This window comes from Flavobacteriales bacterium (genome assembly GCA_016699575.1).
Classification (GTDB): domain Bacteria; phylum Bacteroidota; class Bacteroidia; order Flavobacteriales_F; family PHOS-HE28; genus PHOS-HE28.
In genome coordinates this window covers 449476-474643 of the sequence record CP064979.1, presented here as the reverse complement: position 1 = coordinate 474643, position 25168 = coordinate 449476, and the positions used below count along the sequence as shown (strand labels likewise).

14 protein-coding genes are annotated in these 25168 nt (G+C 61.8%); 5 read left to right on the top strand and 9 right to left on the bottom strand.

Annotation, left to right across the window (positions count from 1 at the left end; translation table 11 throughout):
• Window positions 1-57: 57 nt before the first annotated feature.
• Window positions 58-1065 (bottom strand): tRNA (adenosine(37)-N6)-threonylcarbamoyltransferase complex transferase subunit TsaD, encoded by a 1008-nt coding sequence (gene tsaD, locus IPJ76_02050; GenBank protein ID QQR88376.1) that lies wholly within the window; start codon window positions 1063-1065, stop codon window positions 58-60.
• A gap of 134 nt (window positions 1066-1199) precedes the next feature.
• On the opposite strand from tsaD, the gene IPJ76_02045 reads away from it, so the two are divergent.
• Window positions 1200-5591: a translocation/assembly module TamB gene (locus IPJ76_02045; protein ID QQR87031.1), complete on the top strand. Its 4392-nt coding sequence runs from the start codon at window positions 1200-1202 to the stop codon at window positions 5589-5591.
• Window positions 5592-5598: 7 nt separating this feature from the next.
• Here IPJ76_02045 and IPJ76_02040 read toward each other — a convergent pair whose 3' ends face one another.
• Both IPJ76_02040 and IPJ76_02035 read right to left on the bottom strand, forming a co-directional pair.
• Complete coding sequence (locus IPJ76_02040; GenBank protein QQR88375.1) at window positions 5599-6807, bottom strand: bifunctional 3,4-dihydroxy-2-butanone-4-phosphate synthase/GTP cyclohydrolase II; 1209 nt, start codon at window positions 6805-6807, stop codon at window positions 5599-5601.
• Between the two features lie 78 nt (window positions 6808-6885).
• Complete coding sequence (locus tag IPJ76_02035; protein ID QQR87030.1) at window positions 6886-13689, bottom strand: PKD domain-containing protein; 6804 nt, start codon at window positions 13687-13689, stop codon at window positions 6886-6888.
• A gap of 151 nt (window positions 13690-13840) precedes the next feature.
• Here IPJ76_02035 and IPJ76_02030 point away from each other — a divergent pair, with 151 nt between their 5' ends.
• Complete coding sequence (locus IPJ76_02030; GenBank protein ID QQR87029.1) at window positions 13841-14722, top strand: hypothetical protein; 882 nt, start codon at window positions 13841-13843, stop codon at window positions 14720-14722.
• Here the strand turns inward: IPJ76_02030 and IPJ76_02025 are convergent, their stop codons facing one another.
• Window positions 14723-15925, bottom strand: coding sequence for an S-adenosylmethionine:tRNA ribosyltransferase-isomerase (locus IPJ76_02025; GenBank protein QQR87028.1), 1203 nt, complete (start codon window positions 15923-15925; stop codon window positions 14723-14725).
• Window positions 15926-16076: 151 nt separating this feature from the next.
• On the opposite strand from IPJ76_02025, the gene IPJ76_02020 reads away from it, so the two are divergent.
• A complete protein-coding gene (locus tag IPJ76_02020; GenBank protein QQR87027.1) occupies window positions 16077-18119 on the top strand; it encodes an OmpA family protein in 2043 nt (680 codons plus the stop codon).
• On the opposite strand, the gene IPJ76_02015 is transcribed toward IPJ76_02020, so the two are convergent.
• Window positions 18091-18477: a hypothetical protein gene (locus tag IPJ76_02015; GenBank protein ID QQR87026.1), complete on the bottom strand. Its 387-nt coding sequence runs from the start codon at window positions 18475-18477 to the stop codon at window positions 18091-18093. The genes IPJ76_02020 and IPJ76_02015 overlap by 29 nt on opposite strands.
• A gap of 85 nt (window positions 18478-18562) precedes the next feature.
• Complete coding sequence (locus IPJ76_02010) at window positions 18563-20353, bottom strand: acyl-CoA dehydrogenase family protein (GenBank protein ID QQR87025.1); 1791 nt, start codon at window positions 20351-20353, stop codon at window positions 18563-18565.
• A 132-nt stretch (window positions 20354-20485) separates the two neighbouring features.
• On the opposite strand from IPJ76_02010, the gene IPJ76_02005 reads away from it, so the two are divergent.
• Window positions 20486-21031: a 2'-5' RNA ligase family protein gene (locus IPJ76_02005; GenBank protein QQR87024.1), complete on the top strand. Its 546-nt coding sequence runs from the start codon at window positions 20486-20488 to the stop codon at window positions 21029-21031.
• 18 nt (window positions 21032-21049) lie between these two features.
• Here the strand turns inward: IPJ76_02005 and IPJ76_02000 are convergent, their stop codons facing one another.
• Complete coding sequence (locus IPJ76_02000; protein QQR87023.1) at window positions 21050-22261, bottom strand: cation:proton antiporter; 1212 nt, start codon at window positions 22259-22261, stop codon at window positions 21050-21052.
• Window positions 22262-22459: 198 nt separating this feature from the next.
• Between IPJ76_02000 and IPJ76_01995 the strand changes: the two genes are divergently transcribed.
• Entirely contained in the window at window positions 22460-23086 is a 627-nt protein-coding gene (locus tag IPJ76_01995) for a 2'-5' RNA ligase family protein (protein QQR87022.1), read from the top strand.
• On the opposite strand, the gene IPJ76_01990 is transcribed toward IPJ76_01995, so the two are convergent.
• Window positions 23083-24213, bottom strand: a complete 1131-nt coding sequence (locus IPJ76_01990) for a hypothetical protein (GenBank protein ID QQR87021.1) — start codon at window positions 24211-24213, stop codon at window positions 23083-23085. The genes IPJ76_01995 and IPJ76_01990 overlap by 4 nt on opposite strands.
• Entirely contained in the window at window positions 24210-25064 is an 855-nt protein-coding gene (locus IPJ76_01985) for a hypothetical protein (GenBank protein QQR87020.1), read from the bottom strand. The genes IPJ76_01990 and IPJ76_01985 overlap by 4 nt, the downstream gene beginning before the upstream one ends.
• Window positions 25065-25168: the final 104 nt, after the last annotated feature.

Genomic DNA, 25168 nt, shown 5'->3' with positions numbered 1-25168 from the left:
CCGGGCATGGGGCAGAAATGGTGCCGTCCTACGAGTTTTGAAGGATCGGGATACACCTCAAATGAACCGGGCCTTCGGCACCACGTCCAACGCGGTGACTTGGCCGGCAGCGAGCAGGAAGTGTCCGGCCATGGCGATCATGGCGCCGTTGTCGGTGCAGTAGGCAAGGGGTGGAACGAACAATTCCCAACCGCGCTCCGTGGCCTCCGCGGAAAGGGCGGCGCGCAATCCGCTGTTCGCGCTCACGCCTCCACTGATGGCCACCCGCTTTATGCCGGTATGGTCAACCGCCATGCGGGTCTTCTTCACCAGTACGCGGATGATGGCGTGTTGCAGCGCGGCGCACAGGTGGGCTTGTTCTTTGGTCTTGAACCCCGGGTCGCTCTGCACCCCGCGTTGCACGAGGTTGAGGAAGGCGGTCTTCAATCCGCTGAAGCTCATCTCAAGACCCGGCAAATTGGGCAGCGACAGCGCATGCCGCGAGGCATCGCCTTGCATCGCCAGTTTGTCAACGAGCGGACCACCGGGATAGGGCAGGCCCAGCAACTTAGCCCCTTTGTCGAAGGCCTCGCCGGCGGCATCATCCAGGGTGGTGCCGATCAACTCCATATCGATAGCCGAGCGTACCACCACGAATTGGGTGTGGCCACCGCTCACGGTAAGGTTGAGAAAGGGGAAGGTGGGTTTGGCGCGGTGGTCGCCGTCCTCGATGAAGTGGGCAAGGGCGTGTGCCTTCAAGTGGTCCACTGCGATGAGCGGCTTGCCCAGGGCATGGGCCATGCTGCGGGCGAAACACGAGCCCACGAGCAGGGCGCCGATGAGCCCGGGCCCCTGCGTAAAGGCCACGGCGGACAGGTCGCGCGGCGTTACCCCGGCCTCCTGCAACGCTTGGTGCACAACAGGTACGATGCTCTCCTGGTGCGCGCGGCTGGCCAGTTCCGGCACCACGCCACCCCATTGGGCATGCACGGCTTGCCCGGCCACTATGTTGCTGCGCACCGAACCGTCCACAAGCACTGCGGCCGCGGTTTCGTCGCAACTGCTCTCGATACCGAGGATGATCACCGGGGCGGGGGCGGGCAAGGCGGGGCGGCTACTTTTGGCCGGAGGGCTGCAACCGGCCGCGAAGGTCCGGTTCTTGTCCCTTCCCTGCGAAAGGCAACGGAGTGGAAAAAACGGCCCGCATCCTAAAGCGCTTCTTGCGCTTCGCCGTTCGCACCGTGCTCATCCTGTTGCTGTTGCTTGTCATTGGCATCGGGCTGCTTTTCATGCCCGGCGTGCAAACATTGCTCGCGCAGTGGGCCAGCGGTGAGGCGTCCGGGCTTTTGGGGGCCACTGTCCGGGTGGACCGGGTGGAGATCCGTCCGTTCAGCACCATCAGGCTGCATGGGCTGTACGTTGAGGACCTGCACGGCGACACGCTCATCCATGCGCGCGTATTGCGGCTCAACCGCTGGCGCTTGCACCCGCGGACGCATCGGGTGACCGCTCGCCAAGTGGACGTGGACGACATCCGGTTAAGGCTCGATACCAAGAAAGGCGACCACCGGAGCAATCTGGAGCAGCTCATCGACAAGTTGGGGAGCAGTCCGGAGGACACCACGGCAGCGCCGGAATGGACCATAGCCGTGGACCGGTTCAACGTAACGGGCTTCAACTTCACCTTCAATAGCGGCAACCACGAGCCTGAGCCGCTCATCGTCGATTTCAGCCACATCGACATCCCCGATGCCAATGTGATCGGCACCGACCTGCGTGTGGCCGGCGACAGCATCGTGGCGCTGTTGAGCACCGTGAACCTGAGCGAGAAGAGCGGGTTGCGGGTTGATGGCCTGAGCGGCCTGGCCACCGTGAGCGGCCGGGGCATCAAGGTGCATGACATGCATTTGCGCACACCTCGCAGCGATGTCAAAGGCCAATTGAAGTTCACCTCGCCGAACTGGAAGGCGTACAACCAGTTCGTGGACAGCGTGCACATGCGGCTCGACCTGGACAGCTCGCGGTTGCAGTTCGCGGACATCGCGTGGTTCACCTCGGAGCTTCGTGGGGTGGACCTGCCTGTAACGCTCAAGGGAAGGTTCAGAGGCACGGTGAGCGAACTGAAGGGCCGTGACATCGACCTGTGGTTCGGGCAACAGAGCCATTTCAAAGGCCGCGGCGAACTGAGCGGGCTGCCAAATATCCGTGGCACCTTCATGGTCATCGACGTCGAGGACCTGAACACCAATTCCGCCGATATCGCCACACTCCCGCAACCGCCGTTCATCGAGCAGCGCACCATCGACGTGCCAGTTGAGGTGGCCCGCATGGGCAACATCGGTTTCCGCGGCAACTTCACGGGTTTCCTCAACAGCTTCACGGCACGCGGCCGCTCACGGACGGACATCGGCAACCTGGGCATGGCGCTCAGCTTCGAACGCGACACGCTCACCAATGTGTTCGGTGCGAACGGCCGCTTGGCCACCGAAGCCTTCGACCTGGGGCGGTTGGTGAACGACAACCTCGTGGGGCCCATCACCAGCGATCTGGAAGTGCACGCAAGCGGCAAGGACGTGCGCACCATGAAGAGCGAGCTGATCGGGCGCGTGCCATCGTTCGTTTTCAACGGTGTTGAGATCACAGGGATCGATGTGAACGGCACCTTGCAACGCAACCTGTTCAACGGGGCTGCCCGCATCAACGACCCCAAGCTGCAGCTCGACTTCGTAGGGCTGGCCGATCTGCGCGGGCGATGGCCGAAGGTGGACTTCCACAGCACTGTTGCGCACGCTGACCTGAGAGCCTTGGGATTGCTGCCCACCGACAAATACAATGTCGCTTCCGCCGAGGTGCGGGCCGCCGGAACGTTTGCACCCGATAGCCTGAAGGGTTACATCATGGTGGACGGTTTGAGCTATTGCACGGCCGATGGCGACCACGACCTTGGCGATATCGAACTGCGCAGCGACCGGCGCAACGGACGACCACTACTGCAGCTACGCAGCGATTTCGCTGATGCCGAAGTGGAAGGCGAGTTCCTGCCCACGCAATTGCCCGATGCCCTGAAGAGCGTGGTGTACAGTGTCTTCCCCAGCTTGGAGGAGGAAGTGCGCTTCAAGCAGAAGAAACAGGACTTCTCGTTCGTGGTGCAGGTGAAGGACGCCGGAACGATCCTCGGTCTGGTGGCTCCGGACCTGGAAGTGGCGAACGGCAGTGTGATCAACGGGTACTTGAATACCAGCACCTTCGATCTTGGGCTCTCCGCCAGTTTGCCCCGGTTGCGTTACAGAACATTCAGTGGCGATAGCGTGGTGGTCATTGCCGACAAGACGCTGGATGTCCTGGCCTTCAGCTTGCGCAGTGCACGCCAGTCGCTTGGCGACAGCACGTGGATCGGCGGCATCGGCGTGAGCGGCAAGGCCTATCAGGACGAAGTGGAGCTGACCGCTGATTGGGATGCCAGCAGCACGGGCACCAACGGCGAACTGAACGTGGTGGGCATGGTCGAGAGCCCGAAGTCCGTTGACCTCGACCTTTTTCCCAGCCGCCTGTTCTTCGGACGAGGCATCTGGACGAACGACGCGAGCGCGCATATCCGCATCGACACTTCAACTGTGCGCGTGGACTCGCTCGTGCTGAGCAACGAAGGGCAGGATGTGATGCTGGACGGGTACCTCAGTTATGACGCTAGCCTGCCCATGGCCTTCGCTCTCGACAATGTCCGCTTGGAGAACGTGATGCCCTTCTTCGAAGGCCCGGAACTGCATGGTAAAATCGAAGGAGACGGCCGTGTGTTCGATCTCTACCGCTCGCCGTTCCTGCTCAGTTACCTGTGCATAGACAGCATGGCCATTGGCGACAAGCCGCTCGGCGATGTGCGGTTCGCGGCTTCATGGGACAACACCGACCGCGAGGTGGACGTGAACGGTTCGTTGCGTACCGGCTTGGTGGACGCAATGGCCTTCACCGGAACCGTGGCCCCCGGCAAAGCCGAGGAACTGGACATCAAGGCCCGCTTCGACCACCTCGACCTGTCCTTCGTTAACCCGTTCATCGAAGAGGGCTTGAGCGATATCCAAGGCAAGGTCACCGGCCAGGTGGACATCACGGGAACGATCGCTGCACCGCAAGCCAATGGCCGTTTGCAACTGGATGACGCCGGCATGCGCATCGACTACCTCAACACGAGCTACCACTTCACGCACGCTGTGAACGTGACGCCGACCATGTTCGCCATCGACCGGGTGGAAGTGATCGACGAAGAAGGCAACCAGGGTTTCGCGAACGGCACGATCCTGCACAACGGGTTCAAGGATTGGAACTTCGACGTGAGCGTGGAGATGCAGCGCATGCTGTGCATGAACACCACCGCTGCGATGAACCCGCTCTACTTCGGTCGCGCCTATGCCAGTGGCGACGTGGGCATCAGCGGGTACCTGGACCGTTTGTGGATCTACGTTGACGCCACCACCGAGCGCGGCACCGATATCAAATTCCCGTTGGGCGGCAGCACCGAGGTGAGCGGTGTGGACTTCATCCGCTTCGTCAGTGCCGACAGCGCTGCGATCGCGGCCCAGGAAGCCATAGACCTCACTGGCATCGGCTTGGAGATGAAAGTGAAAGTGACGCCGGACGCACGATTCGAGCTCATCTTCGATCCAACCGTGGGTGACGTGCTGAGTGCGCGCACGCGTGGCGATATGGAGATGACGGTCAGCCCCAGCGGCGAATTCAGGATGAACGGCGGATTGGAGGTAACGGAAGGGGACTACCTGTTCACCCTGAGGAACCTGGTCAACAAGCAGTTCTCATTGGTGCCGGGCGGCCGTATCACATGGTTCGGCGATCCGTTCGACGCGCAGCTCGACCTGCGTGCGGTGTACCGTCTGAGCGCACCGTTGTACGACATCATGCGCGAGAACCGCGAGGCATACCGCAACCGGGTGCCGGTGGATGTGGTGATGCACTTGGAGGACAAGCTCATGAACCCGCAGATCAACTACGGCATTGAGCTGCCGCGCGCCGATGAGAACGAGAAGGCCCAGGTCCGCAGCGCACTTTCCGATCCGGACGAGCTGAGCCGGCAGGTGTTCTTCCTTATCGTGCTCAACAAGTTCAACACACCCGAGAGTTACGGCCAGGTGGGCGGCAGCAGCAGCAATGTGGCCGGTACCACGGCCAGCGAACTGCTCAGCAATCAGGTGAGCAACTGGCTCAGCAAGCTGAGCAGCGATGTTGACCTCGGTGTGAACTACCGACCGGGCTCCAATGTGTCGCAGGATGAAGTGGCGCTGGCATTGAGCACGGCGCTGCTCAACGAACGCTTGCTGCTCAGTACCAATGTGGGCGTGCTGTACGGCAACACCAATGCCGCCCAGACGAACGCGCTCATCGGCGATTTCCAAGTGGAATACCTGCTCACCGCCGATGGGAAGCTCCGCTTGAAGGCCTTCAGCGTGAGCAACGACCGCAACCTGAACCAGGTGGACCAGGCGCCCACCACCCAAGGCGCTGGCGTGGCCTACCGGGAGGAGTTCAACAGTTTGCCGGAGTTCTGGCAGAAAGTGCGCAACGTGTTCCGGCGCAGTGCGAAGGACGTGGTGTTCGACTAGAACGTGATCACTCGATCCTCAGATCGTGCCCCATCTTCAGCTTCTTGGTGAGCAGGTAGCCACGGTTGTGGTCGTTGGCTTGCACCTCGATGGCCACGTTGTCCACGATCTCCAGACCATAACCAATGAGGCCGGAGCGTTTCTTGGGGTTGTTGGTGAGCAAGCGGATCTTCTGCACGCCCAGGTCCCTTAGGATCTGCGCGCCCACGCCGTAGTCGCGTGCGTCGCTGTCAAAGCCCAGAAGCTTGTTCGCTTCAACGGTGTCGTGGCCTTCTTCCTGCAGCTTGTAGGCCTTCAATTTGTTGATGAGCCCGATGCCGCGCCCTTCCTGGTGCATGTACACCACCACGCCCCGGCCCTCGCGCTCGATGGCGCGCATGGCGGCGTGCAGCTGCGGACCGCAATCACAGCGGCAACTGCCGAACACGTCGCCGGTGATGCAGCTGCTGTGCACCCGCACCAGCACCGGTTCCTCTTCCTTCCACTCGCCTTTCACCAATGCCAGGTGTTCCTCGCCGGTGGTGGTCTGCTTGAACGCGATGAGCTTGAAATCGCCGTGCTCGGTGGGCAGTTGCACTTCCACCAAGCGGTCGACCAAGCGTTCGGTGCGCAGGCGGTAGGCGACCAGGTCTGCAATGGAAACAAGCTTCAAGTTGAAGCGCTTGGCGATCTCGCGCAGCTGCGGCAGCCGGGCCATGGTGCCGTCCTCATTGAGGATCTCCACAAGTACACCGGCCGGCTCGAACCCTGCGAGGCGCGCCAGATCAACGGTTGCTTCCGTGTGGCCGGTGCGGCGCAGCACGCCTCCATCGCGGGCTTTCAGCGGGAAGATGTGGCCAGGGCGGCCCAGTTCGTTGGGCTTAGTCTTCGGGTCGATGAGCGCAAGCACCGTCTTGCTCCGGTCGCTAGCGCTGATGCCGGTTGTGGTGCCGTGGCCTTTGAGGTCAACGCTCACGGTGAACGGCGTTTCGTACTGCGCTGTATTGTCGCGGACCATCAGGTCCAGCTCCAGTTCCTTGCAGCGCTGCTCGGTGAGGCTCGCGCAGATCAGCCCGCGCCCGTGCATTGCCATGAAGTTGATGACCTCCGGTGTGGCGTTGCGCGCTGCGGTTATGAAGTCTCCTTCGTTCTCCCTGTCCTCATCGTCCACGACGATGACCACTTTGCCTGCCTTGATATCGGCCACGGCATCCTCGATCCTGTCCAGTCCGCTCATGCTTGTCCGTCCCATGCGGCAACGGCGGCGCGAAAGTAGGCTGACCGGGCGGCGCAGACCTGACTTACGGTTCCGGAACTACCGCACCAACGTCACGTGCCCGGTCCAGTTGCGCTCGTCGCCCACAGTGCTCATGAACACCTTCCAGACGTAGACGTCCACAGGGCTTTGCTGGCCACCGAAGGTGCCGTCCCATTCGGCGCTGCGGTCGTTGGTGTCGAAGAAGAGCTGGCCCCAGCGGTCGAAGATCATGAAGCGGTAGTTCCAGCGATCGGTGTCGAAACCGACCATGCTGGGACGGAAACCGTCGTTCAAGCCATCGCCGTCAGGGGTGAACGCGTTCGGCACGTATGCGCCTAGATCACCCGGCACGTTGATCACTTTGCAAACAGTGTCAGGGCATTGCAAAGCGTTCTCGGCCACCAGGCACACCACGAACGGTCCACCGTCCGCAGGGAACAGGTGCACGGGTTCGAACTCGGTGGAGGTCTCGTCGTCTCCGAAGTCCCACCACCACTGCACGCTGCCCAGGCTGAGGTTGTCGAACTGCAGGGCATTGTCGAGCGTCAGCAGGGTGTCCCATCCGAATTCGGCAATGGGTGTCGGGTTCACCACCATGCCGTCCTCCACCAACAACGTGTCCGTGCATCCACCTGCGCCCCCCACGATGAGGGTGATATCATAGATCCCCGCCTGCATGTATGTGTGCACGGGATCCTCAGCGGTGCTGCCGCCACCATCTCCGAAGCTCCATTCCCAGATGCTGTTGTTCAGGCTGTGGTCGGTGAACTGCACAGGATAGGTGGCGCACGCAGGGTTCGGTTCCACGGTGTAGTCGGCAACCGGGGTCGGGTACACGGTGAAGTCGGCCGTGGCAGTATCGGTGCAGCCGTATTGGTTCAAGGCAACTAGTTCGATGGTATAGGTGCCCGGCGAATTGTATGTGCCCACAGGGTCGTTGAGAGCAGTCGTTTGGCCGTTGCCCAGACCCCATTGGAAACCGATGGCGCCACTGCTGTTGTTGTCGAACTGCACGTCCACCGGCGAGGTGCAACTGAGGCCCGGCGAAAACGTGAACGCCGCATCCGGCAGGGGATACACGTTCACCTGCGTGTAGCCGGTATCGCTGCAGCCACTGAGGTTCTCGGCAATGAGCTGCACGAGGTAGGTGCCGTCGTTCGCGAATGTGTGTGAGGGTGTTTGCAAACCGCTGGTGTTGCCATCGTCGAAGTCCCAACTGTAGAACACGGCGTTCGTGGTGGCGTTCGTGAACTGCACATCGAGCGCCATGCAGCCGAACTGCGGCACCACACCGATGGACACCACGGGGCTCGTGATCACGGTCACCGGCACGGTCACGCTGTCCACACAGCCGTTCAGCAGACTTGTCGCGGTGAGCATCACCGGCCACACGCCGCTGGTGGTGTAGCTGTGCTGCGGGTCGGTGAGGTTGCTGCCGTTGCCATCGCCGAAGTCCCAGATGTAATTGGCGGCGTTCTGGCTCGTGTTGGTGAATTGGAACGGCACGTTCACGCAAACGCTGTCGGGGGCATAGGTGAAGCCGACGATGGGTTGTGCGAACACCGTCACGGTGGCGTAGGCCGTATCGAAGCTGCAGCCGTTGTTGGCGAAGAGCGTCACGGTGAACGTGGTGTCGTTCGCACCGGCGAAGAAGGTGTGGCTCGGGTTCTGCAACGCGCTCACGTTGCCATCGCCGAAGTCCCAACTGGTGAAGGTTGCCCCGCTGGTGAACTGCGTGAAGTCAACGGTGAGCGGTGAGCAGCCTGCCGCAGGGTCCGTGTTGAAGAACGCGGTGACGGTGTTCGGCAACGCCGTGACTTGTTGAGTGGTGGTATCACTGCCACACTCGTTCGCCACGATGAGCGTGATGGTGTACGTGGTAGGCACCGTGTCGGTGAAGAACGTGTGCGTGAAGAGCGCATCGTCCGTGGTACTGGTGGTGCCATCGCTGAAATCCCAGGAGTACGTATCGGGCAGGCCAATGCTGATGTTGGCGATGTTCGGGGTGAACGGCGAGCAGCCTTGGCTGTAGTCCGTTCCGAAGATGGCCGTCGGTGCGGGCATAACCTGCACGCTGTCCACGGCATCCACATCGCCGCACACGTTGCTCGCGGTAAGGGTGATTACATAAGTAGTGTCGGCGATGATGCTCGGTTGGTAGGTGATCGGCGCGGGGAACTGCGCATTGCTGGTGATACCATTGCCGAAGTCCCAGTTGAAGCCGGTGATGTTGCCGGTGCTCAGGTTGTCGAACGCAACCGTGAGCGGCCCGCAACCACTGTCAGGAGCAACCGTGAACGCGGGGTAGGGCGGCTCCCAAACGTCGATGTTCACACTGGTGGTGTCGTCGCAACCTGCGCCGGTGCCTGCAACGAGGGTAACCGTGTATTGCCCGAGCGCGGTGTAGGTGTACTGCGGGCTCTGCAGGTTGCTACTACCGCCGTCACCGAAGGTCCATTGCCAACTGCTCGCTCCTGTGCTCAGGTCCGTGAATTGGAACGGCGCGTTGAGACAGGCGATGGGGTCATTGGTGAACGCCGCAATAGGCAAGGCGTTCACGTCAGCGATGGCCGCAGTGCTGTTCGTGCAGCCGTTCGCATCGGTGTAGGTGTAGGTGATGTTGTACGCGCCAGGGGCCAGTTGTGCCGGGTCGAACGTACCTGCGTTCGGATCGATGACACCGGCACCGCTCCAGGTGCCACCAACCGGGTTCGCAACCATCACTTGCACGCCGCCGTCCACGCAAACGTTCGGTACGCTGGTGATGGCCGGTGTGGGCAGCTGGAATACGGTCACCGTCATCTGGTCGCTGGTGAGACAGGTCAGGGTGCCCACGGTGTAGGTAAGCGTGTACACACCCGCAACACTGGGCGTGAACGTGCCTGTAGGTGTCACCAGCGGCGTGCCGGACCATGTACCGCCGATCGGCGAACCGGCCAATTGGAACGCAGGTTGACCCACGCAAATGCCGATGTCCGCACCAGCGGTCGCCGGGTTCACGATCGGCACAACATCCACCTGCAGGTTGTCGCTGTTGGTGCAACCGTTCGCGTCGGTGTAGGTGTAGGTGAGCGAGAACGTACCGACGCCGTTCGGGGTGAACGAACCGCCTGCGGTGACGTTCGGTCCTGACCACGTGCCGCCCACCGGTGTGCCGGAGGTGATCTGCTGCGGGAAGGGCTGGTCGCAGAAGACGATCGGAGGACCCGCATCCACTACGGGCAGCGGGTTAACGGTCAATACCACGGTGGCGCTGTTGAAACAGCCGATCGGCGAGGTGTAGCTGTAGGTGAGCGTGTGTTGACCAACTCCCGCAAGGGCGGGGTCGAAACTTCCGCCGGGCGCGACCCCGGTGCCGCTCCAAGTGCCGCCTGCCGGTGTACCGTTCAACTGCGTGGCCGCATCATCAACGCAGAAGCTCGCAGGATTGCCCGCGGTCACTGTCGGTGGAGGGTCCACCGTCACCACCATCTGGTCGCTTGTCAAACAACTCCCGTTGCCGACGGAGTAGGTGAGGACGTACGTTCCCGCAACGCTCGGCGTGAACGTTCCATTTGCGGCCACGTAGATGCTGCCGCTCCATGTGCCCCCGGGAGGCATGCTGGCCAAGCCGAAAGGAGGATCGCCCTCGCAAACGTGTTCGTCAGGACCGGCGTTCGCGGGGTTCTGCACGGGCACCACATCGATCACCGTGCTGTCGATGCCACTGCACCCGTTCGCATCCGTGTAGTTGTAGTACACGGTGAACGAGCCCACGCCACTACCGCCGAAACTGCCAGCAAGTGTGATGAAGGGACCGCTCCAGGTGCCGCCCACCGGCAACGCACCCGTGAGTTGCGTGCTGCCCGGCTGATCGCACAAGGTCCAAGGCCCTGCTGCATCAACTACCGGCGCGGCGAACAGAGTGATCATGATCGCATCGCTCGCCGTGCAACCGTTCGCGTTGGAGTATGTGTAGGTGAGGTTGTTCGCGCCGAGCGGAGCGGTTGCGGGATCCCATGTGCTGCCTGTTAGGCCCGGTCCGGTCCAGGTGCCACCAACTGGCGTTCCGTTCAAGGTGATCGTCGCTCCGTTCGTGCATGCGGTCTGATCGAGGCCTGCGTTCACCACGGGCAGCGCGTTCACGGTTACCGTCATGGCATCGGTCGTTTGGCAGGTGCCAGCACCAACGGTGTAGGTAAGCACGAAGCTGCCTGCTGTGATCGGCGTGAAGAGACCGCCGGCCGTCACGTTCGGACTGCCGCTCCAAGTGCCACCGCCCGGTGTGAGCGGCAGTTGCAACGCAGGATCACCAACGCAGAGCGTTTCATCCGGACCCGCGTTCGCGGGAGCGCCCAGCGGGTTCACCGTCACGGTGATCTGATCGCTGTTCACGCAGCCGTTGGCATCGGTGTAGGTGTAGGTAAGGTTGAACGTGCCCGCACCGTTCGGGGTGAAGAGGCCGCCGGAAGTCACGTTCGGACTACCGCTCCAAGTACCACCGGCAGGCGAGAAACCAACCAGCTGAACACCGATGGGTTGATCGCAAAGGGTTACGTCGGGTCCGGCGTTCACTGCGGGCAAGGGGTTCACTTGCACCAAGGTGCTCGCCGTGCCGGGGCAGCCGCCCCCCGGCGTCGCCGTGAGCACATAGGTCGTGTTCACCGTTGGGGAAACGTTGATGGTGGTGCCGCTCCCGGCGGGTGCACCATTGGCCGTCCAGGTGTAGTTGCTGCTGCCGCTGGCCGTCAACGTCACCGCATCGCCCACGCAGATCACGGGGTCGCTCACGGCGATGTTGATCGCAGGCGCGGTGTTCACGGTCACGGATACCGTGCTGCTCGGTCCGGTGCACCCGTTCAATGTTGAGGTGACAGTGTAAATGCCTCCCTGGCCGACGGTGATGTTCGCGATGCTCGGCGTGCCACCGCTCGCGCTCCATCCTCCGGGACCTGTCCAACTCAATGTGGCGCCGGGCACGGTGGTGGCATTCAGGTTCAAGGTCTGGCCTGCGCACAAGGTGATCGCTGCTGGCAGCACCGTGGGCGCGGGTGGCGTATCGATGACGGTGATCGGTTCGCTGTCACTGGCGGTGCCGCACGAGTTGGTTGCGCTCGCGGTCACCGTGAAGCTGCCAGCCGTGTTGTAGGTGATGCTACCGGGGTTCTGCGTGTTTGCGGTGGCCGGATTGCCGCCTGTCATCGTCCAGTTGTAGCTGGTGATGGGGTTGCCGCACGGCGTGAACGTCGCGGACGGTGTCACGCTCTGGCCTTCGCAGATCTGCGGCAACGGGTTCAGCACCACTTGCGGCGGCGAACCAACGGTGACGGACTGGTTCACAGGGAAGGTGCCGCACGAGTTGATCGCTTGCAGCGTCACCGTGTAGTTTCCCGGACTGGTGAAATTGAACTGCGGTTCGAAGCTGGTGGCCGAGGTGCCGCCCGCGTAGTTCCATGTACCAGCGCCACCGCACGGTGCACCATTGAAGACAGCGTTCCACTGATAGCGGGTCAAGCAACTGTTCGGGCTGGTGCTGGTGTTGTCCGTAAGGCTCAGCAAGGGTGCGCAGCCCAGCACCGGGTTCATCGTGAACGCTGGCACCGGCGGGCTTTCGATGCAGACGGACTGCACAAGTGTGTCACCGCCGCATGAGTTGCCCGTGACGAGCGTTACGGCGTACGTGCCCGGCGTGTTGAAGTTGATACCGAGCGATTGGCTGCCGGTGAGCCAGCTGCTGGGATCGTAGGTGGGACCAATGAAGCCATTGTTATTGCCGAGCGATCCGCTGCTGATCGTCCAGCCTGCGGCGGGTGCGATGCTCCAGAGCAGGGCAGGGGTGAGGTCGCACACGGCCCCTTGTATCTCGTTGCCCGTGCTCGTGCTCGTGAACGTCACGGTGGTCGCCACGCAGGCCGTGTCGTTCGGGCTGATGGTGAAGCCGCTCTGACCGGCAAGGCTCACCGTGATGGGCAGCACGGTACTGCCGCTTGTTCCGCACGGGTTCTCGATGAGGATGTTGGCCGAGAAGCTGTTCGTGTAGGTGTTGATGCCGTCGGTGCTGGTGGTGCCGCAACTACCGATGGCGAAGGTGTGTGTGATGGACGCCGGGGGCGGATGGCTGTACACGATCGGTGGCGTGCCGTCGTTGAACGTCACCGTGTAGATGGTGCCGGGCGTGTTGGTGGTCCATCCAACGATGGGGAAGGTGAGCGTGAGAGGACCGCAGCCGTTCGTACTGCCGGGGTTCACCAAGGCACCGGCCGGGTTCGTTCCCAGGAACACGCTGTACGTCTGCGTGTCGTTGCAGCCGTTGCCCTGCGTGATCGTGTACGTGATCGTGTAGATCCCTTGGTTGTAGGTGTGCGATTGTGTGGGCCAAGTGTTCCCTGTCGCCGTGTAGTTGGGCGAGCCGTCACCCCAGTTGATGGTATGCGATGCACCTGCGGTGGCCGATCCACCGAAGTCGAAGAAGTACAAAGAGCTGGGGTTCGCGGAGCACTTGTAGAACGTGGGCACGCCGTTGAACACCGTGAAGAGCGCATTGCTGCTGGTGAGCGTCGCGTCAGCCGTGGGAAGTACGGTCACCGTGATGTCATCGGTGCATTGCACACCGTTGTCATCGGTTACGGTGAGCGTATAGGTGGTCGTGGTGGTGGCGGTGCAGATGGGGTTGGCAATGTTCGGGTTGCTCAGTCCGGCCGCAGGAGCCCATTGGTAGGTGTACGGCGGCTGGCCACCGTTGGCCGAGCCGTTCAGTTGCTGCGGCCCCCCGGCGCAGATGTTCACGTTGGGCGGACCGGCATTGGCCGTGCATTGCCCATGTGCCGATCCAAGTACCAATAGTGCGGCCCCCCCCAACAGTGCTCGTAGCATCTTCTGCATGCGCATAGTGAATGCGCTAAACTACCCGGGGCCGGAGCGGCCTGCCCAACGGTGTTCCCCGTGTAGCCAACGTCGTCCTGTGGAGAGCCGGGGCTGTTTTCCGCGACTTCCGGAGCGGCATCTTTGCGCGGCCCCAACCTGCCTGTGCACCATGCGCGCTTACGATACCCGCAACTGGCTCAAGCCCGTCATCCAGTTCCACAAAGCCGACACGTTCAGGAAGATGCTGCCGTTCGTGGTCGGTGTCGGCCTGTTCAGCGCGGCGGTGGCCTATGTCGACCTGGTGTGGCTGAAGCTCGGCGACGACAGCCGGGTGAAGAACCTGCCCACCATGCACAGCTTGTTGGGCGTGGTCATCGGTCTACTGCTGGTGTTCCGCACGAATACGGCCTACGATCGTTGGTGGGAGGGGCGCAAGCTGTGGGGCAGTTTGGTGAACGTGAGCCGGAACCTGGCCGTGAAGCTCGATGCGCTCGTTGACCCTGTGGACCATGGCACACGTTCTTTCTTCGCCAAGTGCATTGGCATGTTCGCCGGTGAACTGCGCACGCACCTGTTGCAGGAGAAAACCAGGCTCGAGCTCGATTCGGCGCCGCATCCCGAGATCCCCGACTTCGATCGCAGCAAGCACGTGCCCACGCAAGTGGTGAGCCTTATGCAGCGCCGGGTACAACGGTTGGTGGCCGAGAAAAAGATCAGCGACATGCAGCAATTGGCCTTGCTCACGGACATGAACGCGTTCCTCGATATCTGCGGTGCCTGCGAGCGCATCAAGAACACACCTATCCCTTGGAGCTACACCAGTTTCATCAAGAAGTTCATCGTGCTCTACGTGCTCACACTGCCATTGGGCTATGTCTTCTCGCTCGGATGGATCGCCGTACCGGTGGTGATGTTCATCTTCTACGTGCTCGGCAGCCTTGAACTCATCGCGGAGGAGATCGAGGATCCGTTCGGCGAGGACACGAACGACCTGCCCATGGACCGGCTCAGCAAGGTGATCGCACGCAACGCGGAGGAGACGTTGTCGTGATCAACCGCGGTTCCTCCACAGGAGTGATCCATCGCCGTAGCTCAGGAACCTGTAGCCATGGGCCATGGCGTGCGTGTACACCGTGCGCCACTGCTCTCCCACGAAGGCCGCGACCAAAAGGATCAATGTGCTCTGCGGTTGGTGGAAGTTGGTGACGAGCGCATCGGCGAAGCGGAAGTGGTAACCCGGTGCGATGAGGATCTGCGTACGGCCGGTGAGCGTTGAGCCACCGTTCGCCTTCAGCTGCGCTATGACGGCATCGAGCGCTTCCGACGCCGTTGGTAGGTACGCTTCATCTGTGTAGGGTGCCCACTGCGGCACGTCCATCGCATCCGTTCGCTTACCGTTCATCAGTTCCACACCGTGCCAGTACACGCTCTCCAATGTGCGCAACGCTGTGGTGCCCACCACCACGATGGGAGCTTTGCCCATCTGCGCACGCACTTGCTCCAAGGCCCCAAGCGGGATCCGTACCTCTTCGGCGTGCATAGCATGGCCGTCCATGCGTTCGCTCTTCACCGGCAGGAAGGTCCCGGCGCCTACGTGAAGGGTCAAGCGGGCTAAGCCGATGTACTTCCTCTGCAACGAACCAAGAACTTCCGGTGTGAAGTGCAGGCTTGCGGTCGGCGCTGCCACGGATCCTTCGTTCCGGGCGAAAACGGTGTTGTACCGCTCGCGATCGTCGGGCTCATCGGCGCGTTTCATGTAGGGTGGAAGGGGTACGTGCCCCACCTTCAGCAACACTTCAGCGAACGTGATGGTGCCGCTCCAATGGAACCGGACCACTTCCTGATCCACGCGTTCCGCACTGAGTTCGATCCCGTTCGCTTGGAGTCGCAGCACTTCGCCTTCCTTCCACCGTTTCGCGTTGCCGATGAAGCATTGCCATTCGCTGATGCTTTTCTGGGCGAGCGCGCTTTCCACAGGAATGCCGTCGCGGGGCGACAAGCAGAGCACTTCGATGCGCGCACCGGTGGGCCTGTGGAAGACCAGTCGCGCATGCACCACCTTGGTTTCGTTCAGCACCAACAGAGCGCCTGGGGGCAGTTCGTCGGACAGGTCCCGGAAGAGCCGATCAGTGATGCGGCCTTCGCGCAGCACGAGCAGTTTGCTGGCATCGCGGTCGGGAAGGGGTGCTTGTGCGATCCGTTCCTCCGGTAGCTGGTAGGTGTATTCGGCAATGCGGATCTCGCGCGGGTGCATCGGCGCGAAGATGCGCGTTGGTGCGGGTCACCTTTTCCAGGGGTCGGCATTCAAGGCATGGAACTGTTCGGCCACCGACCTGAATGCCCGGCATACGGATCGCTAGGGCCGTGGAGTTCTATAGCCCCAACGCCACCAACAGCCCCAAGCCATGTTCCGCACCATCACATTCTCCGCAGTCTGTGCGCTGGCCGTTGCCGCCGCCGCGCAAGGCTCAGCTACCGGCAGCTCCGGCCGTGCTACCATCAACTTCGCGACGGCCTCTTGGCACATCGATGCCGAGGCAGGAGCGCTGATCAATGATCTCTGCGCCCGCATTGCCACCGATGCGCCCGAACGCGTGGTCTTGATGGGCCACACCGATGCGCGGGGCAGCAAGGAATACAACATCGACTTGAGCCAGCGACGCACCGAGGCCGTGCGTGCAGCGTTGCAGGCATGCGCGCCGGGTGTTGTCTTCGAGCTTGCCTGGCAGGGCGAGCAGGCGCCGCTGCTGCAGGCATCCGAAAGCGACGACGTTCTGGTGAACCGCCGCGTGGAAGTGGAGTGGGTGGGTTTTGGTGGTGATGCCCTGGAAAAGAGCACCTCGTTGTACCAACCACTGATCCCGGGTGCTGCCGTGCGGTTCCAGCGCACGGCGGTGGATGCCTCGCAGCCGGTCTGCTGGACCACGGCCGAGGGTGTGACCGCGCGCATCAATGCGGGTGCCATCGTCGATGCGGACGGCAAGCCCGTGCAAGGCCAGGTGGACCTTGCGTTCCGCGCCTTCACCGATCCCTGGCAGACCGTGGCCAGCGGTATCCCCATGCACGTGCGCACCGCGAGCGGGGTGGAGCACATGGAAAGCGCCTACATGGTGGAGCTGCTGGCCACGCAGGGCGGCCGCACCTTGCAGTTGGCACAGGGCGAGCGCATCGAATACGACCTCCCGCCCGCGGTGGAAGTCGCACCGGACTTCAAGACCTGGACCATCGATGAAAGCACCGGTGGTTGGGTGGACAATGGGCCGTTCGCCGTGGACAGCACGACCACTGCCGGGACATCAGCGGCCGTGGCGCGCTACATGGACCGATACAACTACCGCTGGCGCGATCGGGATCGGGACACGTCGCGTTTCGCTGAGCGCACCGAACAGGAGAACTACTGCGGGACGACTGCATGCACGCCGGGCACCAAGCCGTACGCCCGCCGCAAGGGCAATATCGTTCCTCCGGGTTGGAGCCGGGTGGCCATCTCCATCGAGCTTCTTCCTGGGCGGCAGACGTACCACATGAAGCAAGGCTTCCGCCTGCGCTGGCACAGCTCCGCGATCGAGCATAAGGAATGGCGCGCCTTTCCCAAGAAGATGCACTGGGCCTACGATGGACCGCTCACCCGCAAGGAATTGAGCAAGCAGTTCTCGCGCAGGCACTACTACCAGGACGTGCGTTTGGTGCACGACGACAAGACCGGCCAGCTCACCATCCGCCTGAAGGACCGCGGGCAGTGGATCGATCTGCCCGTGGATGCCGAACTGGCCGAAGCCAGCCTGAAGGATGCCGGTGGTCTTAGCGCTTGTCTGGGGGAATACGACAAAGCCCTCGCTCTCCGCGAACGGCAGTTTGATGACCGCATGGCCATACGCGCGAAACAGATCCGCACTGAAGACCAGCAGCACCGCCAGTACGCGTACAGCAGCGCGAAACCCATTATGACCGCCACCGAAGCCGACATCGAACGCCCGGACTTCCATGCCCACGCCGTGCGGGAACACGCGCGCATGATGGCCGGTATGATGAAGCGGGGCAACCAGGGCCTACAGCAATCGCTTTGGGCAAGCGGCTTCGGCTTGTGCAACATCGACCGGCTCATCAGCTACGACCGTGTGCAACAGATGATCGCGCGGTTCGAGGACGAGAAGGGCCAGCCGTTCAAATGGACATCGGCCTATGCCATCAGCAGCGGGCGCAATGCGGTGGTGACCATCTGGGGCAACGGTGGCGAGGAACAGAGCCTCGGCGTAGCGCCGGGCCGCATGGATTGGTTGATCCTGTCCGACGATGCCGGCAACGTGGCGATGGTGGAAGGCAAGCACCTGCGCAAGACCGATGGCGTTGTGGCGGTGCCGTGCCTTTCCCTTGACGAGGACACCAGCATGGATGACCTGGTCGCGATGACCGGACAGCTCAGCCCAGCAGCAGGTGCAGGTCGATGAGCAGCGGCAATTCCTTCGAATTGACGCCATGCATCGCGTGGGCCACTGACTCCGCACAGTTGTAGATCAGCTCGCGGCGCTCCTTCGGCAGGTGGTGCCGGTGCAGGTCCATGTAGGCCGTAAAGGAGGCATACGCCTCTTCGGAACTGGCCGTCCGTTCCAGGAGCGTATCGAACTCGAACTCCGTGATGAAAGCCTGGTCCGTGCCGTGGTGGTCAGTGCCGGCTTCCACGGGCACCAGCATGTCCTTCACCACCCACTTCACGGTGTCCACTTCCTTGCGGGTCACCTTCCCGTCGGCGGCGGCGATGGCGTACAGCAAGCGGCCAAGCTCCTTGTAGAACAACGTTGCGTCCATGGGCGTGAAGCTGCCGTGAAGATGGCACGGAAAAGCTGACGCTGGTCATTCGACCGGTCAGTGACGTGGGCCTGTGCGCCGGCTTTCAGTAGCAGTACTTCCCCTCGGCGATCAACTTCTTCGCGATCGCCTTGCGTAGTTCCGCCGTATTGATCGGTGTGTTCTTCGCGAAGCGCTTCGCTCCCATCAGCATGGCACGTTGCTCATCACCTTCAGCGAAGTTGCATACCGCCTCTTTGGCCCACTTGTGGATGCGGTCGGCGGCGTCATGGATGTAGAGCTGGCACATCGCGATCTGCTCTTGCACGTTCGCCGCACCCTTCAGGTCGGCGAGCTTCATCGTCCTTAGTAGCACGCTCTCGGCCAGGTAGGTATCGATCACCATGTCGGCGATGTGCATCAAGGTCTCCTGGTGCTTCGCGAGGTCCATGCCCAGCTTCTGCGCGGCGCCACCGGCGGCCAATAGCACGGCCTTCTTGAAGTTGGCCACCATGCGTTTCTCATCGGCGAGCAGTGACTCCTCCGGCTCCGGCATGTCGGGGATGCCCATCAGCTCTGCGGCCACGTTCTGCGCGGGACCCATCAGGTCGAGCTGGCCTTTCATCGCACGCTTCAGCAGCATGTCCACCGTGAGCATGCGGTTGATCTCATTGGTGCCCTCGAAGATCCGGTTGATGCGGCTGTCGCGGTAGGCGCGCTCCACGGGGCTCTCGGCGCTGTAGCCCATGCCACCATAGATCTGCACGCCCTCGTCGCACACATAGTCGAGGCATTCGCTGCCGGCCACCTTCAGAATGGCGGCTTCGGCCGCGTATTGCTCCACGCCCTTCAGCAGCGCCTTGGCGTGGTCCGCGCCGCCGGCCTCCAGGGCCTCGATGGCGTTCTCCATGTCCTGACTGCAGCGGTAGGTGGCGCTCTCCACCACGTAGCAATAGGTCGCTTGATCGGCGAGCTTTTGGCGGATCGCACCGAACGCGCTGATCGGTTTGCCGAACTGGATGCGCTCGTTGGCGTACTTCACGCTCTGGTCCACCACGGCCTTCGCACCGCCCAGTGCCGCACCGGCCAATTTGATGCGGCCGATGTTCAGGATGTTCACCGCGATCTTGAAGCCGTTCTGCCGCTCGCTCAGCATGTTCTCCACCGGCACCTTGCAGTCGTTGAAGAACACCTGGCGCGTGCTGCTGCCCTTGATGCCCATCTTCTTCTCCTCGGGGTTCAGCGTGATGCCGCCGAAGTCCTTCTCCACGATGAATGCGCTGAGGTTCTCATCGTCATCGATCTTCGCGAAGACCGTGAACACATCGGCGAAGCCGCCGTTCGTGATCCACATCTTCTGGCCGTTGATCAAGTAGTGCTTGCCGTCGGGGCTCAGCACGGCCTTGGTCTTGCCGCTGTTCGCGTCGCTGCCGCTGCCGGGCTCGGTCAGGCAATAGCACGCTTTCCACTCGCCGGTGGCCAGCTTGGGCACGTACTTCGCCTTCTGCTCGGCGTTGCCGTAGTAGAGCAGGGGCAGTGTGCCGATGCCCGTGTGCGCCGCCATCGCCACGCTGTAGCTGTGCCCCGCGCCGGTCTTCTCCGTCACCAGCATGCCGGTCACGAAGTCCTTGCCGAAGCCGCCGTAGTCCTCGGGGATCGAGATGCCCAGCAGGCCCAGCTCGCCGGCCTTCTCCAGGATCTTGGGCATCAGCCCTTCCTCCATGCTGTCGATGCGATCCAGGTGCGGCCACACCTCGGCGGCCAGGAAATCCGTGGCCGTCTGGGCGATCATGCCCTGTTCTTCGTTGAACTCCTCCGGGATGAAGATGTCCTTGGGCTCGCTATCGCGGATCAGGAACTCGCCGCCCTGCAGGGCTTTTTTCGTATCGGTGCTCATGGGTGTCGATCAGTTGATCAGGGATCGGACGATCAGATGATCGAAATGCCCCTGATGTTCTACGGTTGCTTCGGGTTAAAGTTATGCACGCATAATAAATTTCCAAGCGGTCATGGTGAAGTTTGACCGCTCATGGCGCTCCACCGCTTCCTCCTCGCCATCCTGCCCGCCCCGGCCCTGGCCGCCGAGGTGGAGCGCCTGCGCACCGCGCTCCACGCCCGCATCGGCTCCTTCAACGGCCGCCACAACCCACCGCACATCACCCTCTGCTTCCTGGACCTGCCCGCCGCGCATGAGCCCGCCATCATTGATGCCATCTCCAGAGGTGTGACCGGTCAACCGGGCTTCACCCTACACTACCACGGCATTACCCATTTCCCCGACAAGCGCACCACCTACATCGACCCGGTGGAGAAGGAGGCCATCGCCGTGGTGCGCACGCCCATCGTTGCGGCCCTCACCGCCGATCCCCGCTTGCACGCGGCCGTTCGCGAGACCGATCACCCGCACCTGACCCTCGCAGCCGGACAGAAACCCCACCAGTTCGATGCGGCCTGGGACCTGCTCGCGCCGCACACGTACACCAGCGCGGAGCACGTGACCGAGGTCGTGCTGCTCAAGCGGGTGCTGCTGCCCGGCGAGCGGTACGGGCTGGTGCGGAGCTTCCAGTTGCGGTGAGAACAGCGCGTCGGCCTCTTACTTCGCTTGATCGTTCCCGTTCCCGTTCTCCACGAGCGGGAGGCTCGTTCCGCTGGCGATCAACCCGATGGCCATGATCAAGCATGTGGCCAGCACCACCATGAAAAGCAGCGGGGTATCCACCTCGGGTATGCGCAATGAGGCCGGTAGCGAGAAGAACAACAGGATGCTGATGAGCCCGCGCGGGGTGATGAACATCACCGCTGCGGAGCGCATGCCCACCGCTAGCCGGATGAAGAGCGGACGGATGAGATAGATCGCCAATAACAACACCCCGCAAAGCATAGCTGCCTGGGTGTCGATCAACGCACCGGCCACCACGCTGAAGCCGAACAACACGAAGAAGAAGGTGCGGATCAGGAAGGCGCTCTCGTTGGAGAGGGAATGGAATTGTTCCAGGTCCTTGTGGAAGCCAGGGTAAAGGAAGCGTTGCCGGAACCAGTCGAACGGCATTTGGTCCGCGTTGGAGAGGAACATGCCGAAGGCGAGGATCACTACCAACGACGACAGATGGAATTGTTTGCCGACCGCGTACACCAGGATGAGGATGGCGAGGATCAGGAAGAACTTGACGTGGTGCGTGATGCGGCCGAGCAACCAGAGCAGGGCGATGGAGAATACAGCGCTCAACGCAAGCACACCGACTATTTCGAGGCCCAAATGACCGAAGGCCACGGCACCGAACGTTTCGTTGGAGACCAAAAAGTTGAACAGGATGATGCCCAGGATGTCCGAGAAGGAGGACTCGTACACCACGAACTCGCGTTCGTGCTCGGGCAAGCCACGCGCTGATGGAATGGCCACCGCGGAACTCACCACGCTCAGGGGTACTGCATTGGCCACGCAGGCTGTCAATGGGGCCGCTGTGAGCAAGAACAGGAGGTACGCGATCCCGGCCGTCGTCAAGAGCAGAAGGAACAACGAGGACAGGAACGCCTTGCGGATCAGGGGCCGTTTGGACGGTGTATAGGTCAGGTCCAACGCACCTTCGAACACGATGAGGATCAGGCCCACGTTGCCCAGTGCCGGCAGAATGCGGTTCACATCGAACGCTTGAAAGCCCCAGTAATCCGCCACCGCCCGTAGTCCCATGCCTGTTGCCAACAACAGCAGTACCGAGGGTACGCGCGTCCGCTTCGCGAAGAGATCGAAGAGGTAGCTGAAGATGATCAGCCCGCTGAGGAAGGTCAGTACGTCATAGGCATCCATAGAGCGCTGGGTTATCCGCCGGTCCGTGGGCTTGGGATCGGTCGGACAAAGTAGCGCGAGGGACCTGATCGCCGCCGGATCAAAGGAAGCATTGCACGCCCATGGATCCCGCACAAGGATGGTGGAAGCCTGAGCTGTGCCGTAGCGCTTTCAGGTCGGCAATGCGGGCCGGGACCACACTCGTTATGGAACTTTGGAATGATGAAACACCGCTATCTCCTCACCATCCTTCCATCCCTGGCGCTTGCAGCCAAAGTGGACCGCCGGCGCACCGTGTTGCACGAGCGCGTCGGTTCCTTCAGCGGGCGCAACACGCCGCCGCACATCACGCTGTGCTTCCTCGATCTGCCAGCCGAGCACGGATCTGCCATCATCCAAGCCATCGCCCTCGGCTCGAAGGGTAAGCGCAGCTTTACCTTGCACTACGACGGCATCACCCGCTTCCCCGACAAGCGCACCATCTACATCGACCCGGTACAGAAGGACGCCATCGCCAAGGTGCGTACACCTATCGTTGCGGCGCTGATGGCCAACGAGGCCTTGCGTGATGCCATCCGCGAGACCGAGCACCCGTACCTCACCATCGCGGCTGGTTTGAAGCCCGCGCAATTCGAGCGTGCTTGGGAAAGTCTCCCGCTGTTCGGTACCCGAAGTGAAGTGCAGGTAACTGAAGTGGTCCTGCTGCGAAGAGCCTTGTGCGAGGGCGAACGGTATGTGCATGTGCGCTCCTTCCCGCTTGCGCGAATTCGCATTGGCGGATCGAACTTTGGTCGCCGACTTCAAGGAGCTGGGTGTTCGTGCGTTGTTCATGATCCCTCGTCCTAGTTCCACGGTCCCTGCTTCCCAACCGGCGTGAACCGCTCGGTCTTCCGGTCGAACCGGAAGAGCCCACCGAAACCACCGAACCAGAAACGACCTTCCCGGTCTTCCATGATGGATAGGATCCCGCCTGAGCTCAAGCCGTCCTTGGGGCCGTAGTTAGTGAAGCTCGTCCCATCGTAGCGGAAAACACCCTGGTGCTCCGCGGCGAACCAGATGTGCCCAGACCGGTCTTCGTGGAACGCACCCGCTTCGATCCCTTGGATCACGCCGTCCTTCGTGAAGTTGGTGAACGCGTTGTTCCCTTTCTCCGTTACGGCGGAAGGATCGAAGAGGCTCACGCCACTGAAGTTGGTACCGATCCACAACCGACCCTTGCTGTCCTCCATCAGGCCGGAGACGCTGTTGTCGGGTAGGCCATCCTCAACGGTGTAGTGCTTGAACGTTCCGGGCGATCCGGTCTCCTTCGGGTCGATTACGAAGAGCCCATCACCATCTCGCCCGAACCAGATCTTGCCATGGCTGTCCTCCAGGATGCATGTGATGCGGGTGGGCGATAATTGGACCAAGGAGTCCACCGCTGTGGATGCTGGCAGATCGATCGTTGTGAAGGTGCGACCGTCAAACGTGCATATGCCATTCATCGTCCCGATCAACAACACGCCATCGCGGCCCATGGTCATGCTCCAGATGTCGTTGTGCAACAGGCCATCCTTCGTGGTCAACTGACTGAAGCCGTGACGTGCGGAATGGCGAGCTGAGGGATCGTAATTGAACAGCCCTTCACCAACCGTAGCGACCCACAGGATGCCGTCCGCGCCTTCCACGATCCCGTTGATGCGACCAGAGGTGATGCCGGCACTATCAGCGAGGTACTCCAGCGTATCGTTCGCGTATCGGATCAGCCCGTAGTGGTTGGTGCCGAACCACAGCGTGCCGCTCTTGTCCTGGTGCATGTTGCGCACCCAGTGGCACAGTTGCTCTGGGTAGTCGAGTTTCAGGAACCATTCGGTCGGGATCTTAACCGTATCGTTCATGATCAGCACCGGTGCCTTGCTCGCGGGTTGGCCGTTGCAGGAGAGGAGGAGCAGCGTTCCGAGGGTTTGACAAATGACCGTGCGGGTTCCTTTCATTTCCTTTTGCCTTTTGTGACCTGTTTCTTCTTCGGCGGCAAGAAATTGCTCCCCGACACCACCGGCCTTCCGGTCTTCTCCTCCAACTCCAGCCGCGCCTTCTTCGCGATCCCGCCGCCTTTGCGTGCCGCCACCTTGTTCTTCGGCATGCCCTTGGCCTGCTCGGTCTCCGCGATCTGCCGGGTGCTCATCTCCGCCAGCGCCGTGAAGATCAGTTCGGCTTCGGTCATGTGGTCGCGGAGGTTCTGGGTCTTCAGGCCCTTGATCGCCTTGTGGTCCTTCACCGTCACACCACTCCATTCCTGGTGAATGATGTTGGTGAGGATCGCGAACTCTTCACCTTCCTTGATGTCGTGCTCTTTCCAATAGTCCGTCAGCTTGTTGCGCGTCTCCTGGCCCATCATCCGCTGCTGGATCCACTTCTCGCTGCGGCCGTGCTTGCGCCATAGCTCGCGGGCGCGGTCAAGGCCCAAGCTCGGGTCGGCCATTTCTTGCATGCGCTCGTACCCCACCTTCGCCAGCCAGAGTTTGATGGGTTCGGCCTTCGGGCTGGGCACCGACTGGACCAGTCGTAGTAGCGTTTCGGCTTTGGCCACATCCGTATCCCGCATCTTGCCATCATCAGCGGGCAACTTCAACCGGTTACAATCTGTAACCAGTTGACTTCCCTCTTGGGCCAGCCTGTGCTTCAGCACCTTCCAGTAGTTGCGCGCAGCTTGGTAGTCGGGCTGATCGATCAGGGCTCCGACGATGTCGATCACCGAGAACCACCACTTCTCTGTGGCTTCATCGTAGAGTCTGCGGATCTGGTGCTGTTCAAAGAGGGTGGAGGAAGGAAGCAGGGCGCTCATGATTTGCAAGCCGAAGCTTTAGCGAAGGATTGGTCTTGGCCGTTGACGAGTTCCTCGTCGCTTGGCATTCCACAACATACAACAGGAAGGCGAAAGGTGGAGCG

Bases quoted from the DNA above. Each gene is read 5' to 3' on its own strand.
- IPJ76_02040 (QQR88375.1), bottom strand. From the start codon at position 6,807: ATGAGCGGACTGGACAGGATCGAGGATGCCGTGGCCGATATCAAGGCA.
- IPJ76_02035 (QQR87030.1), bottom strand. From the start codon at position 13,689: ATGCAGAAGATGCTACGAGCACTGTTGGGGGGGGCCGCACTATTGGTA.
- IPJ76_02030 (QQR87029.1), top strand. From the start codon at position 13,841: ATGCGCGCTTACGATACCCGCAACTGGCTCAAGCCCGTCATCCAGTTC.
- IPJ76_02025 (QQR87028.1), bottom strand. From the start codon at position 15,925: ATGCACCCGCGCGAGATCCGCATTGCCGAATACACCTACCAGCTACCG.
- IPJ76_02020 (QQR87027.1), top strand. From the start codon at position 16,077: ATGTTCCGCACCATCACATTCTCCGCAGTCTGTGCGCTGGCCGTTGCC.
- IPJ76_02015 (QQR87026.1), bottom strand. From the start codon at position 18,477: ATGGACGCAACGTTGTTCTACAAGGAGCTTGGCCGCTTGCTGTACGCC.
- IPJ76_02010 (QQR87025.1), bottom strand. From the start codon at position 20,353: ATGAGCACCGATACGAAAAAAGCCCTGCAGGGCGGCGAGTTCCTGATC.
- IPJ76_02005 (QQR87024.1), top strand. From the start codon at position 20,486: ATGGCGCTCCACCGCTTCCTCCTCGCCATCCTGCCCGCCCCGGCCCTG.
- IPJ76_02000 (QQR87023.1), bottom strand. From the start codon at position 22,261: ATGGATGCCTATGACGTACTGACCTTCCTCAGCGGGCTGATCATCTTC.
- IPJ76_01995 (QQR87022.1), top strand. From the start codon at position 22,460: ATGATGAAACACCGCTATCTCCTCACCATCCTTCCATCCCTGGCGCTT.
- IPJ76_01990 (QQR87021.1), bottom strand. From the start codon at position 24,213: ATGAAAGGAACCCGCACGGTCATTTGTCAAACCCTCGGAACGCTGCTC.
- IPJ76_01985 (QQR87020.1), bottom strand. From the start codon at position 25,064: ATGAGCGCCCTGCTTCCTTCCTCCACCCTCTTTGAACAGCACCAGATC.